Here is a 12,869-nt window from a genome sequence, read left to right on the forward strand (position 1 = left end):
CTCCCTGCGGTCGCTCAGCCCGTTTCGTCTCGCCTTCGGCTCGCTCAACGCCCGGCGGCTGGTCGTGGTTCACCTTTCTGCGGGTCGTTGAGCGAGCGGAGCGAGACGAAACGCCTTGAGCGAGCGGAGCGAGACGAAAGGTCCCGACCGTCACACCACCGGCGGATCAGACGCCTCCCGCAGCGCCGTCTCGACGGTGGACTGCACGAGCGCCGACAGGTATCCGCCCGGGTTATCGATCCCGATGCCGCGCAGCAGCGACGTCGACTGCCCGATGATCGCGCGGGAGAACTCGGATGCGGTGGCGATCGCCTCTGCGTACGCACCGCGGTCGTCTTCGCCGATGACGACCGGTTCGCAGCCGAGCTCGACGGCGAGCGCCTGCGCGATCGGCAGCACGGGTGCCGGTGCCGTGACGGCGGCGAAGCTCGCGTGCAGCTGACGCAGGTCGATCGAGGTTCCGGTGAAAGCGATGGCCGGGTGCACGGCGAGCGGGATCGCTCCTACCCGCTGCGCCGGCTCCAGCACGCCGATGCCGTAGGCGGGGTCGGTGTGCAGCACGAGCTGACCCGGCTGCCAGGCCCCGACCTCGGCGAGCCCGGCGACGAGTCCGGGGAGCTCCTCGTGCGGCACGGCGAGGATCACGAGCTCGCTGCGACGCAGCACTTCCTGGGCGTCGAGCGTGGGCACATCGGGGAGCACCCCGGCGACGCGGTCGTCGTCCGACCCGCTGGTGATGCCGATGATGGCGTGCCCCGCTCCGCCGAGTGCGGCGCCGATCACCGGCCCGACTCGACCGGCGCCGACGATGCCGACGCCGAGGCGACCGTCACGCCTCACGCGGTCCCTCGGCGACGCCCGGCTCGACGCCCGACTCCTCGGCAACCGGCGCTCCGGCAACCGGCACTTCAGCACCCGGCACTTCAGCGACATGCGCCTCGGTCTGGTCTTCGGCGGCCCAGCGATGGCCGTGGTCCTGCTGCACCGCGGCCGACGCACGGCGGGCGATGTCGTCCAGCGCTGTGTTCACCACGGCGCTGTCGATGCCGACGACCTCGCCCAGCACCGGGCCGGCAACGCTGTGCGCGCGAAGCGCCCCGACCCGCTGCACGCGGTCGATCGGCCCCTGCTCGCTCGAGAGCCCCTGCAGGCGAGCCAGCGGGAAGACCGCCAGCTTGCGCCACATCACTCCTCGGCGCAGCAGCATCCCGAAGTCGGTCACGGCGAGGCCGTGCCGCTTCCACGAGACCGGCCGGCGCCACCAGGCGCGGCGTTCCATTCTTGTGTAGGGGTCGTCCTGCTTCTGCGGGCCCTGGATGCCGTGCTCCCACACCAGCGGAGCATCCGCCTCGGGCAGGTCAGGCAGGATCAGTTCGAGCACCCGCTGCACGTCGGCGGCGACACCGACCGGCAGCACGATGTTGAACTGCTGCGCGGTGCCGGACTGCTGCTGAGAGATGCTCTTGCCGCTCATGCGGTTGATCTTGACCGCCCACCAGCCGAACGGCCGCCACAGCATGGACTGCGTGACCTCGACCGCGAAGATGCGTCCGGGCGGAATCGTTTCGGTGACGGTCGTGAACAGGCCGTAGGTGATGCGCACGCCGTCCGGCGTCGGCGCGATCGAATACCGCAACGACTTCGAGATCTGGCTCCACGTGATCGCCAGCGCGGCGATCAGGAACGGGATGCCGATGCCGAGCGAGATGCCGAGGACTCCGAGCCACGCCTCGGGCCCGCCGTCGGACAGGATCGCGGGCACGGCGAACGCCATGGTGATGCCGAACAGCGCCAGGAAGAACACCAGCCACAGCAACCCGGCCAGCAGCTGCGATCCGACCAGGCGGCCGGTGGGAATCTTCACCACGCTCTCGGGGGCGACATCGGCGAGGTCGACGCCCTCGATGAGGCCGCTCACACCCTTGTTCATCGAACCGACCAGCTCGGTGCGCATCGTGCCCGATGCCGCCGGGCTCTGCGAACCGTCCTGTCGAGCGGCTCGTGCCGCGCGTGCTCCCGATGCCAGCCGCAGAATGTCGGCGCGCACGCCCTCGGCCTTGACTGTCGAGAGGTACTCCAGCGGCACGTTCGCGTCTGTCCCGGCGCCCACCACCTCGAGTTTGGCCATGCCGATCAGTCGGGCGGGGAAGGGCCGGGTGAGGTTGACGCCCTGCACACGGTCGAGCGGTGCCCGTCGCTGCGAGCGGAAGATGATGCCCTTGCGCACCTCGACATGGTCGTCGGAGATGCGGAACTGCTGGAATCGCCAGACCATCCAGAATGCGGCGATGAGCACGATCAGCACGCCGAGCACGATCGCGAGAGCGATGAAAACGAAGTTGTTGGACAGCACCCAGTCGACGGGGTCACCGGCGGTGTAGTCATCGACGTGCGCTTCCGGCGCAAACAGGTTGACCATCCAGTAGATGATGCGGTCGCGGAAGCTGTTGAGCACGATGCCCGCGACGATGATCAGAACCAGTCCGCCCTTGAACAGCGGGGTCAGCGGGTGGAGCCGGTGCCATTCGCCATCGGCGAGGGATTCTTCACGGGGTGGGGGCTCGGGCAGAGACGAAGCCGGGGGCAGCGCATCGGCCGGCGCCTGCCCCGCACCCGGGTCGGGCAGCTGGGGCGTGCTCACAGGCCGGTCCGCCGGGTTTCGGCGACGTCGATGAGGGTGTCGCGCAGCGACTCGGCGGCAGCCTGCGTGAGCCCCGGGATCTGCACCCCGGTCGTCGCCGCTGCCGTGACCATCTTCAGCTGTGAGACACCGAAGGCCCGATCGAGCGGACCGTGGGTGATGTCGACGAGCTGCATGCGCCCGTAGGGGACGGCGATGATGCGCTGCCACAGAATGCCCTTGCGGAACACGATGTCGTCGTTGCGAAGCATGTAGCCGATCGCCCGCGCCTGGCGCGGCAGAATGATCAGGGTCACCAGGAGCAGCAGCGTGAGGAACCCTCCGGGAATCCACGCCCACGTCTGGTGGAACACGAGGGCCACGACGAGGGCCGCGGCAACGACGATCACCAGCAGGATGCCGTTCTGCACGAACTGCGAGGTGACGTAGCGCGGCGAGATCTGATGCCACTGGCCGTCGAGGTCGAGACGCCCCGTTCCGCGCGGTTCCCGCAGCTGCTCGAAGGTGCCTTCGTCGAGCACGGGCGCCGATGCCTGTTGCGGTCGCTCAGCTCCCGACGGCTCCGGCGGGGTCATCTGGCTCTCGGTCATCAGGATCCTTCGGCAGGGTGCAGAACTGTTCAGCGACAAGGGCCGCAACCACGAGAACGAGCGAACTCGCCACGAGGGCCGCCATCGCCACAACCGACCCTACCTGTGGAGCCACCGGGCGCGACAGGAGGAATACCAGAAGGCCCGAGCCGAAACCCGCCATGATCGCGCCGAGCAGGCTGGAAGCCCGCGCCAGAGTCGCCGCTCGTGTGGCGCGGAACGGGTCGATCCGCGCACGCGACTGTCCGCGCACACTGCGCCGCACCGGCCAGGCGAGGGCGAGTACGAACGCGGCGAGCAGGAGGAGCAGCACCGGCAGGAACCCCGAGGGCGCGAACGTCGCACGTCCGCCGATCGTGAGCAGGTGGTCGATGAGATAGCCGACTCCGCCTCCGACGAGCGCCAGGAGGACAAGGATGAGCGGTGAGGTGCGTTTCATCCGCGCAGCGCCTCGACGAGGTCTGCGACCTTCCCCCGGCCGGGGATCTCGGCATCCGGGTCCAGGCTCAGCCATGGCTCGAGGACGAACAGCCGCTCTGCCGCCCGCGGATGCGGCAGCTGCACGTGCGGGTCGTCGGAGCGCATGTCGCCGTACACGATGAGATCGAGATCGAGCGTGCGGTCGCCCCACCGTTCGCGGCGATCGCGGCCGTGCTCGTCCTCGATGGCGTGCAGGAGCCCCAGCAGCACCTGGGGCGCGAGCCGCGTCGTCACGACCGCGACGGCGTTGAGGTAGGACGGCGCATCGGGGTCGGGCCCGTCGGGGCGCAGCGCGACGGTCTCGTGCAGTTCTGACAGGCGCACGTCGTCGATGAGCGGCAGACGTGAGATGCGCAGCACCGCGCGTCGGATCGTCTCGGCGCGGTCGCCGAGGTTGGCTCCGAGCGCGATGACGGCGGTCACGGCATCCCGCCCGGGGCGCGGGTCTGGGGGCGGCATCGGTGGCATGCGGACCATCAGCGGCCTCCGGTTCGTGAGCGCGTGATCGTGACGCTGACATCCGTGAACGTCAGCGGGATGGGGGCGTGCGGCTTGTGCACGGTGACCTCGACCCGCTCGACGCGTCGGTCGGCGAGTGCGACATCGGCGATGCGCTGTGCGAGCGTCTCGATGAGGTCGACGGGTTCTCCGGCGACGACGGCGGCGACCTGTTCGGCGAGTTCGCCGTAGTGCACCGTGTCGGCCACGTCGTCGGATGCCGCGGCATCCGCCAGATCGAGGCGCAGCCGCAGATCGATCGTGAATTCCTGACCGTTCTCGCGCTCGTGTTCGAAGACGCCGTGGCGTCCGAACACGGTCAGGCCGGTGAGGGCGATCTCGTCCATTCAGCCCTCCCAGGCGTGCGCGATGGCGAGGGCGTCGCGGGTCGCTGCGACGTCGTGCACGCGCACGGCCCACACGTCGTAGCGCACGGCCAGGGCGCTGGTCACGGCAGTGGCGAGGTCGCGGCGCTCCTCGGAGACCTCGGCTTCGGCATCCGCACCCTCCGCTCGCTGCAGCGTCTGGGCGAGGAAGCGCTTGCGCGAGGTACCGATGAGCACGCGGTGGCCGAGCCCGGAGATGTCGCCGAGGCCGCGCAGTGCGTCCCAGTTCTGGTCGCCCGACTTCGCAAAACCGATGCCGGGATCGAGGATGATGCGGGCGGGGGCGATGCCCGCGCCCGCTGCCTCACCGACGCGCTCGCGCAGCTCGCCGGCGACCTCGCGCGCCGCGCGCAGATACTCCGCTCGGGCGTACATGTCGTCGGACGGGCCCCGCCAGTGGCCGATCGCGTAGTCGGCGCCGGATGCTGCGACAGCGGCGAGCATGTCGGGATCTGCCAGCCCGCCGGAGACGTCGTTGACGACCCGAGCGCCCGCGCGCACGGCGGCCGCGGCCGTCGAGGCGTTGAGGGTGTCGATGCTCACGGCGATGCCGCGGCCGGCGAGTTCTTCGATCACGGGAACCACGCGCTGCTCTTCGTCGGCCGGGGCGACGCGCTCCGCGCCGGGCCTGGTGGATTCACCGCCGACGTCGAGCACGGTGGCGCCGGCGTCGCGCAGCGCGAGTCCGTGCGCGATGGCGCTCTGCGGGTCGAGGTAGCGGCCGCCGTCGCTGAACGAGTCGGTGGTGACGTTGACGATGCCCCAGATACCGGTCATGGCCGGTCTCCCCCGATGAGGGCGATCAGCTCTGCGCGCGCGGCCGGCTCGGTGTACTCCCCGCGGGCCGCGATCGTGAGGGTCGAGGCATCCGCCTGGCGGCCGCCGCGCATCGTGACACAGCCGTGCACAGCATCCAGCACGACGAGCACGCCCCGGGTGTCGAGGTGCTCGGCGATCGTGTCGGCGATCTGCTCGCCGAGGCGTTCCTGCACCTGCGGGCGGGCCGCGAGCGTCTCGACGACCTTCACGAGTGCGCCGAGACCGACCACCTGCTCGCCGGGGAGGTAGGCGATGTGCGCATGGCCGGCGAACGGCAACAGGTGGTGCTCGCAGACGGAGCGGAAGCGGATGTCGCGCAGCAGCACGGCACCGGACGGCAGAGTCTCCGGGGCCGGGCCCCGCGCGACGCTGATGGTGCGGGCGAGCGGCGCCGCGGCATCCTCACCGACGCCGGCGAAGAACTCGTCGTACAGTTCGGCGACGCGTGCGGGTGTCTGCTTGAGCCCGAGGCGATCCGGGTCTTCGCCGATCGCCTCGAGCAACTCGCGGGTCAGCCGCTCGACCCGTTCGCGGTCGACGGCCACGATCAGGCCGTCGCCGGGCGCGCCTGCCCAGAAGCGGGGGCGCCGCCGGTCGCGCCGCGGGATGCCGCGGCATCCGCCGACCCCTCGACCGAGGCAGCAGCGTCCGCCGGAATCACACGCTTGGGCATCTCGATCGGCGGGCGATCCGATACCGGACGGTCGTCGCTGGAGAGCCAGAGCGGACGCTCGGGGAGCTTGCGGATGTCGGAGAAGATCTCGGCGATCTGGTTGTGGTCGAGGGTCTCCTCCTCGAGCAGCGCCAGGGCGAGGCGGTCGAGGGTGTCGCGGTTATCGCTGATCACCTGGTACGCCTCGTCGTGGGCCTGTTCGATGAGCGCGCGTACCTCGACGTCGACGCGTTCGGCGATCGTCTCAGAGTATTCGCGCCCACGGCCCATGTCGCGGCCGGCGAAGGGCTCGCCGCCCTCGGAGCCGAGCTTGACCGGGCCGAGCTCGGTGGTCATGCCGTACTCGATGACCATCTTGCGGGCGATGCCGGTGGCCTTCTCGATGTCATTGGAGGCGCCGGTGGTCGGATCGTGGAAGACGAGCTCTTCGGCGACGCGGCCGCCCATCGCATACGTGAGCTGGTCCTGCAGCTCGTTGCGGGTGACCGAGTACTTGTCGTCGACGGGCATCACCATCGTGTAGCCGAGGGCCTTGCCGCGCGGCAGGATCGTGATCTTCGTCACCGGGTCGGTGTAGTTCATCGCCGCCGCGGCGAGCGCGTGACCGCCCTCGTGGTACGCGGTGATGAGCTTCTCGCGGTCTTTCATGACGCGGGTGCGGCGCTGCGGGCCGGCGATGACGCGGTCGATGGCCTCATCGAGGGCGCGGTTGTCGACCAACTGCGCGTTCGAGCGGGCGGTGAGGAGCGCCGCCTCGTTGAGGACGTTGGCGAGATCGGCACCGGTGAAGCCGGGCGTCTTGCGGGCGACGACCTCGAGGTCGACGCTCTTGGCGAGCGGCTTGCCCTTGGCGTGCACTTCGAGAATGTGCAGGCGGCCCTTGAGGTCGGGAGCATCCACGCCGATCTGGCGGTCGAAACGGCCCGGGCGCAGGAGAGCGGGGTCGAGGATGTCGGGGCGGTTGGTCGCCGCGATCACGATGACATTGGCGTTCGGGTCGAAGCCGTCCATCTCGACGAGCATCTGGTTCAGCGTCTGCTCACGCTCATCGTTGCCGCCGCCCATGCCGGCACCGCGGTGGCGTCCGACGGCGTCGATCTCGTCGATGAAGATGATGGCGGGGGCGTTCTCCTTGGCCTGGTTGAAGAGGTCGCGGACGCGGGATGCTCCGACACCGACGAACATCTCGACGAAGTCCGAACCCGAGATCGAGTAGAACGGGGCGCCGGCTTCGCCGGCGACGGCGCGGGCGAGGAGGGTCTTACCGGTTCCGGGAGGGCCGTACAGCAGCACGCCCTTCGGGATGCGGGCACCGATGGCCTGGAACTTCCCGGGGTCCTGGAGGAACTCCTTGATCTCCTCGAGTTCCTCGATCGCCTCGTCGGCACCGGCGACGTCGGCGAAGGTGACCGTCGGGGTCTCCTTGTTGACGAGCTTCGCCTTCGACTTGCCGAACTGCATGACCTTGCCGCCGCCGCCCTGCATCGACGAGAGCAGCCACCAGAACAGCAGCCCCAGCAGCACGAGCGGCAGCAGCAGCGAGAGGAACCCGTCGAACCAGGTGGCGCGAGGCACGACGTCGTCGAAGCCGTCCTTCGGGTCGGCGGAGTTGATGGCGGAGACGACCTCGTCGGCACGCGCCTCGACGTAGTAGAACTGCACGGTCGTGGAGTCTTCGAACGCCTTCGACAGCGTCATATCGACCCGCTGGTCACCGTCGGTCGTGGTGACCTCGGTGACGGTCTCCCCGGAGAGCAGGTCGAGGCCCTGCTGGGTGGTGATCTGCTTGGGGGCGCCGAGGTTCGAGATCAGCAGGAACCCGCCGAACAGCAAAACACCGATCAGCACCACGTAGAGCAGTGGGTTACGGGTGATCTTCTTCACGTCCATGGTCCGTTCAGCGTATCGCGCGTGTCCTTGGGCCCCGCTGTGATTCGCCCACGGCGTACGCCCTCCGCCACGCGCTCACCCTCAGGAATAGAGGTGCGACTCAGGAATAGACGTGCGGCGCCAGCACGGCGACGTCGCGCAGATTGCGGTAGCGCTCGTCGTAGTCGAGGCCGTAGCCCACGACGAAGTCGGTGGGAATGTCGAATCCGACGTACTTGCAGTCGATCTCGACCTTCGCGGCTTCGGGCTTGCGCAGCAGGGCGAGCACCTCGATCGATTCGGGGCCGCGGGATTCGAAGTTCTCTAGGAGCCAGCTCAGTGTCAGGCCGGAGTCGATGATGTCTTCGACGATGAGCACGTGCTTGCCGTGCAGGTCGGTGTCGAGGTCCTTGCGGATCTGCACGACACCGCTGGACTTGGTGCTCGACCCGTAGCTGGAGACAGCCATCCAGTCCATCGGCGCATGGATCGGCAGCTCGCGCGCGAAGTCGGCCATCACCATGACCGCCCCCTTGAGAACGCCGACCAAGAGGAGATCTTTGCCCTCGTAGTCACTCGACACCCGAGCGGCGAGCTCAGCGAGCTTCGCTTTGATCTGCTCCTCTGTGACGAGGATCTGTGCAAGGTCATCTGGGATCTCCGCGGCGCGCATGCCTCGATTTTAGGTGACGCCGGCGCAAGGTTCCCCACTACTGTGATGATCGAACGGGTTCGACCCCACCAACGGAAGGATTCTCCATGGCTCTCGACGACATCCTGAAGCAGGTACCGATCGACGACATCGCCGCCAAGCTCGGCGTCAGTCACGACGAAGCGAAGCAGGCCGTGGAGCAGGGCGGCGCCGTACTCCTGGGCGGACTGGCCAAGAACGCCCAGTCCGACGAGGGATCGGCCGCGATCCAGAACGCGCTCAAGCGTCACGAAGGCGGCGCGCCCGTAAACAAGATCGACGAGGTCGATCAGGCCGACGGCGACAAGATCGTCAAGCACGTGCTTGGCGATGAGGCGAATGACGTCGCCGCGAAGCTCAGCGCGTCGGAGAAGACGCCGGGCATCGACTTCGGCAAGCTCCTGCCGATGCTCGCGCCGATCATCATGGGACTGATCGCGAACAAGAACAAGCCGGTTGACGGGGAGTCCTCGGGCGGTGGAATCGGCGACATCATCGGCGGGCTGCTCGGCGGCGGCGACTCGAACGGCGGCGGTGGAATCGGCGACATGCTCGGCGGCATCCTCGGCGGCGACTCGTCCTCCGGCGGTGGCGGCATCGGCGATCTGCTCGGCGGTCTCTTCGGCGGCAAGAAGTAGCGCCGAACGGAGGCTTCGCCGCCTCGCTCAACGCCCGGTCGCGCCCGTTGCCGGGCGTTGAGCGAGCGGAGCGAGACGAAACGCGTTGAGCGAGGAGCGCGCAGCGACGAGTCGAAGCGTCGCCCCCTAACGGGCCGCGAACACGATCCGCGCGCCATGTCGGGCGGCGGTGCACCCGGGCAGATCGATCGGTCCCTGACCCGACCAGTCGGTGACGAGCCGGGCGACTTCAAGGGTCTGCGTCCGCGACAGGCTGGCGCCGAACTCGCTGTGCGCGACGAGCCGGATAATCCGGTTGCGCAGCGCGGCCGGGTTCGCTGCCAACGCGGGAACGCTGACCGAGATGCCGGCCTCGGCGTGCTCGACGATGTCTTCGATCGTCTCGTGGATCATCTCGTCGAAGGCTTCGGCGTCTTCGCGCAGCTGCTCGGCCGTGCGAGCCAGTGCCTCGGCGATGCCCGGCCCGAGCTCCGATTCCAGCACCGGCAGGACGTTTTCGCGCACGCGCACGCGCACGAAGCGGTGCTCCCGGTTGTGGGGGTCGTGCCAGGAGTCCAGATCGGATGCTGCGCAGACAGCCTCGGTCATCTCCCGCCGCACCCCCAGCAGAGGGCGCAACCAGCGGACCCCGTCCTCATCCTCCCGCGCGGGAGCCATGCCCTGCAGGCTCGTCGCTCCCGCACCGCGCGCGAGTCCGAGCAGTACCGTCTCGGCCTGGTCGTCGAGCGTGTGGCCGAGCAGGACGGCCGCAGCCGCCTCGCGCGTGGCGATGTCGCGCAGCGCCGCGTATCGGGCGTCGCGCGCGGCGGCCTCCGGCCCGTCGGCAACGCCGGACACCTCGACCCGGGCGACGAGCGATCGGATGCCGAGAGCTTGGGCTTTCGCGGCAGCGGATGCCGCGGCATCCGCTGATCCGTCCTGCAGACCGTGGTCGATCGTCGCGCTCACGACCTCCATCCCGCGCGAGCGGGCTTCGAACGCGGTCGCCGCGGCGAGCGCGAGCGAGTCCGCACCTCCGGACAGCGCGACGACGATAGTCGCAGCATCCGGCACTCCCTCCAGCGCGGTGCGCACGGCTCGGCGGATCTCGGCGACGGCAGGCGACAGGGAGGGCACCCCCCAACGCTACCGACACCCGCGCGGATCTGCCCGTCCGCTGAACGAGCTCATCGGGGCGCGTGGGTAAGATTGCTCCGGCATCCACCCGTCTTTCCTGAGGAGCACACGCATGGGCGCACACGACGCCGTCATCGAGATTCCGCGCGGCAGCCGCGTCAAGTACGAAGTCGATCACGAGACGGGGCGAGTCCACCTCGACCGCGTTCTGTACACGACCTTCGGATACCCGGCCGACTACGGCTACTTCGACAACACCCTCGGCGAGGATGGCGATCCGCTCGACGTACTCGTTCTGCTCGACCAGGCTCTCTTCCCCGGCGTCGTCGTCGAGGTGCGCCCCGTCGCCGTTCTGAAGATGAGCGATGAGGCCGGCGGAGACGACAAGCTCGTCGCCGTGCTGTCGAAGGACCCGCGCTGGTCGCACATTCAGGATGTCGGCGACCTGGCCGAGTACACGAAGAAGGAGATCGCGCACTTCTTCGAGCACTACAAGGACCTCGAGCCGAACAAGTGGGTCAAGGTCGACGAGTGGGGGGATGCTGCCGAAGCGCAGCGCATCCTCGACGAGTCGATCGTCCGGTTCGGCGAGCAGCACTGAGCCTGCCGCAGCATCCACGTCAGAAGCCCTCGGCTCCGCGATTCGCGGCCGAGGGCTTCGTCGTCTGGATTCCGCCGGTCAGACGGAGATGCCGCGTGCGGCCATGAAGTCGATCGGGTTGGTGTAGGCACCGTTGATGTACACCTCGTAGTGCAGGTGGCATCCGAACGAACCGCCGGTGTTGCCCTCGTACGCGATGACCTGGCCGGCGCGAACCCACTGGCCGGCGCTGACCGCGAATGAGCTGATGTGGCCGTATCCGGTGCCGATTCCACCGCCGTGCTGAATGCGGACGTAGTTGCCGTAACCGCCGTTCCAGCTCGCGTAGTCGACTGTTCCGGACTGTGCGGCGAAGATCGGACTGCCGCATCCGGCCGCGAGGTCGACGCCGTAGTGCCAGCTCGACGAGCAGCCGTTGGCGTTGCACTGTGATTCACGGGGGCCGTATCCAGAACTGCGCCATCCGCCGTGCGGGCGCACCCAGCCGCCGCTTCCAGCGGAGCCGCCTCCACCGCCGCCGCCTCCTCCGCCGCCGCTTCCGCCACCACCGCCGCCGCCACCGTTGTTGTTGTTCCTGGCAGCTTCTTCGGCGGCTTTCCGCTTGGCCTCTTCGGCTGCCTTGCGGCGAGCTTCGCGGATGCGCACGCCCTCTTTATAATCCGCGACGGTCTTGGCCGTCGAGTCCTTGAGAGCGGCGAGCTGCGCTTCGAGAGTGGCGAGGTTCTCGGTCTGTTCGTTGAGGGCCGCTTCAGCGGCCTCGGCCGCTTGCTGAGCGGCGATCATCTTCTGCTCGGCGATCTTCTGCAGGCGGTCACGCTCGGTGCGGGCGACGACGGCCTGGTCGCTGAGCAACTGCGCGGAGTCTCGGGCGGCGACGGCCTGGTCGTACACCGACTGGTTGTAGCCGAGCAGCTTGTCCATCGTGCCCAGCCGCGAGAGCAGCTCGTCGGCGTTCGCAGCGGACCCCGCGAAGAAGAGTTCGAGGGCGGTGTCATCGCCGCCGTTGCGGTAGAGCTGCGCGGCGACCTGACCGGCCTTGCGTGCGGATTCCTCGGCGATCTGCGCCTGGGCGTCAGCCTGCGACTGGAGTTCTTCCGCCTTCGCGATGGCGCCGAAGTATTCCTGCTGGGCTTCGAAGTACTCGTCACCGGCGGCCTCGGCGGCAGCTTGGGTCTCGGCGACCTTCTGGGTGAGCGACTGGATGAGCCCCTCGATGCGCGAGACCTCGGCAGCCTTGGCCGCCTGGTTGCCCTTGGCGCGCTGGACGTCATCCCAGCTGGGGTAGCTGGCGGCGTACGCGGCGCTCACGCCGGTGCCGATGCCGAAGGCGCTGAGTGCCGCGACTCCGACCACACCGAGCCCGAGGGTGTTGCGGCGGGTGAGTGCGCCCTTCTGCCAGAAGGTACGACGCTCGGCGATGCTGGGCGCGCAGTTGCAGGAATCACCTGCCTCAAGCGCAGCATCCATGGGAGACTGCTCGGCGTTCACACGGCCCCTTCCCGCCGGATTCACACATGACACACTAACAACATCTTTAACATCCGCAACAGTGGCCTCGGATGAATCATGGGTCGTGTGCTCTTCATCGTGGGCCCGAAACGCCCGGACGTCGCGCAGGCTCGCCCTCGATTGGTGTTTTCGGCGCGTCATCCTTTATGCTTGAGCGTCGGCTGGGAAGTCCTCACGGATACCCTTCGGCCCCATCGTTTAGCGGCCTAGGACGCCGCCCTTTCACGGCGGTAGCACGGGTTCGAATCCCGTTGGGGTCACTCCATCCGATACAATTTCATAAGCATGGCCCTGTAGCGCAGCTGGTTAGCGTGCCGCCCTGTCACGGCGGAGGTCGCGGGTTCAAGTCCCGTCAGGG

14 protein-coding genes and 1 tRNA gene are annotated in these 12,869 nt (G+C 68.6%); 3 read left to right on the forward strand and 12 right to left on the reverse strand.

Going from position 1 to position 12,869, the window contains the following annotated elements; genetic code table 11:
• Nucleotides 1-150: 150 nt before the first annotated feature.
• The 10 genes from ACTICP_RS04985 to hpt form a co-directional block, all read right to left on the reverse strand.
• Nucleotides 151-840 carry a DUF2520 domain-containing protein gene (locus ACTICP_RS04985; RefSeq protein ID WP_441890112.1) on the reverse strand — a complete coding sequence of 230 codons (690 nt, stop codon included), beginning with the start codon at nucleotides 838-840 and terminating at the stop codon, nucleotides 151-153.
• Nucleotides 830-2,641 carry a PH domain-containing protein gene (locus ACTICP_RS04990; RefSeq protein WP_441890114.1) on the reverse strand — a complete coding sequence of 604 codons (1,812 nt, stop codon included), beginning with the start codon at nucleotides 2,639-2,641 and terminating at the stop codon, nucleotides 830-832. The genes ACTICP_RS04985 and ACTICP_RS04990 overlap by 11 nt, the downstream gene beginning before the upstream one ends.
• Complete coding sequence (locus ACTICP_RS04995) at nucleotides 2,638-3,231, reverse strand: PH domain-containing protein (protein WP_441890116.1); 594 nt, start codon at nucleotides 3,229-3,231, stop codon at nucleotides 2,638-2,640. The genes ACTICP_RS04990 and ACTICP_RS04995 overlap by 4 nt, the downstream gene beginning before the upstream one ends.
• On the reverse strand, nucleotides 3,188-3,670 hold the full coding sequence (locus ACTICP_RS05000) for a DUF3180 family protein (RefSeq protein WP_441890118.1): 483 nt from the start codon (nucleotides 3,668-3,670) through the stop codon (nucleotides 3,188-3,190). Before ACTICP_RS05000 ends, ACTICP_RS04995 begins: the two co-directional genes overlap by 44 nt.
• A complete protein-coding gene (gene folK / locus ACTICP_RS05005) occupies nucleotides 3,667-4,188 on the reverse strand; it encodes a 2-amino-4-hydroxy-6-hydroxymethyldihydropteridine diphosphokinase (protein WP_441890120.1) in 522 nt (173 codons plus the stop codon). Before folK ends, ACTICP_RS05000 begins: the two co-directional genes overlap by 4 nt.
• Entirely contained in the window at nucleotides 4,188-4,556 is a 369-nt protein-coding gene (gene folB, locus ACTICP_RS05010; RefSeq protein WP_441890122.1) for a dihydroneopterin aldolase, read from the reverse strand. The genes folK and folB overlap by 1 nt, the downstream gene beginning before the upstream one ends.
• Nucleotides 4,557-5,372 carry a dihydropteroate synthase gene (gene folP / locus ACTICP_RS05015; protein WP_441890124.1) on the reverse strand — a complete coding sequence of 272 codons (816 nt, stop codon included), beginning with the start codon at nucleotides 5,370-5,372 and terminating at the stop codon, nucleotides 4,557-4,559. It abuts the gene before it with no gap.
• Nucleotides 5,369-5,959, reverse strand: coding sequence for a GTP cyclohydrolase I (gene folE, locus ACTICP_RS05020; protein WP_441890126.1), 591 nt, complete (start codon nucleotides 5,957-5,959; stop codon nucleotides 5,369-5,371). The genes folP and folE overlap by 4 nt, the downstream gene beginning before the upstream one ends.
• Nucleotides 5,960-5,961: 2 nt before the next feature.
• Nucleotides 5,962-7,977, reverse strand: coding sequence for an ATP-dependent zinc metalloprotease FtsH (ftsH, locus tag ACTICP_RS05025; RefSeq protein ID WP_441890128.1), 2,016 nt, complete (start codon nucleotides 7,975-7,977; stop codon nucleotides 5,962-5,964).
• Nucleotides 7,978-8,077: 100 nt separating this feature from the next.
• On the reverse strand, nucleotides 8,078-8,629 hold the full coding sequence (hpt, locus tag ACTICP_RS05030) for a hypoxanthine phosphoribosyltransferase (RefSeq protein ID WP_441890130.1): 552 nt from the start codon (nucleotides 8,627-8,629) through the stop codon (nucleotides 8,078-8,080).
• A gap of 86 nt (nucleotides 8,630-8,715) precedes the next feature.
• Here hpt and ACTICP_RS05035 point away from each other — a divergent pair, with 86 nt between their 5' ends.
• Complete coding sequence (locus ACTICP_RS05035) at nucleotides 8,716-9,285, forward strand: DUF937 domain-containing protein (RefSeq protein WP_441890132.1); 570 nt, start codon at nucleotides 8,716-8,718, stop codon at nucleotides 9,283-9,285.
• A gap of 126 nt (nucleotides 9,286-9,411) precedes the next feature.
• Here the strand turns inward: ACTICP_RS05035 and tilS are convergent, their stop codons facing one another.
• Entirely contained in the window at nucleotides 9,412-10,401 is a 990-nt protein-coding gene (tilS, locus tag ACTICP_RS05040; protein WP_441890134.1) for a tRNA lysidine(34) synthetase TilS, read from the reverse strand.
• Between the two features lie 112 nt (nucleotides 10,402-10,513).
• On the opposite strand from tilS, the gene ACTICP_RS05045 reads away from it, so the two are divergent.
• Nucleotides 10,514-11,002 carry an inorganic diphosphatase gene (locus ACTICP_RS05045; protein ID WP_441890136.1) on the forward strand — a complete coding sequence of 163 codons (489 nt, stop codon included), beginning with the start codon at nucleotides 10,514-10,516 and terminating at the stop codon, nucleotides 11,000-11,002.
• Between the two features lie 78 nt (nucleotides 11,003-11,080).
• Here ACTICP_RS05045 and ACTICP_RS05050 read toward each other — a convergent pair whose 3' ends face one another.
• Entirely contained in the window at nucleotides 11,081-12,469 is a 1,389-nt protein-coding gene (locus ACTICP_RS05050; protein ID WP_441890138.1) for a M23 family metallopeptidase, read from the reverse strand.
• 229 nt (nucleotides 12,470-12,698) lie between these two features.
• Between ACTICP_RS05050 and ACTICP_RS05055 the strand changes: the two genes are divergently transcribed.
• A tRNA-Glu gene (locus ACTICP_RS05055) sits at nucleotides 12,699-12,771 on the forward strand.
• The last annotated feature ends 98 nt before the right edge of the window (nucleotides 12,772-12,869 follow it).

It is taken from the genome of Microbacterium sp., from assembly GCF_052102115.1.
Classification (GTDB): domain Bacteria; phylum Actinomycetota; class Actinomycetes; order Actinomycetales; family Microbacteriaceae; genus Microbacterium.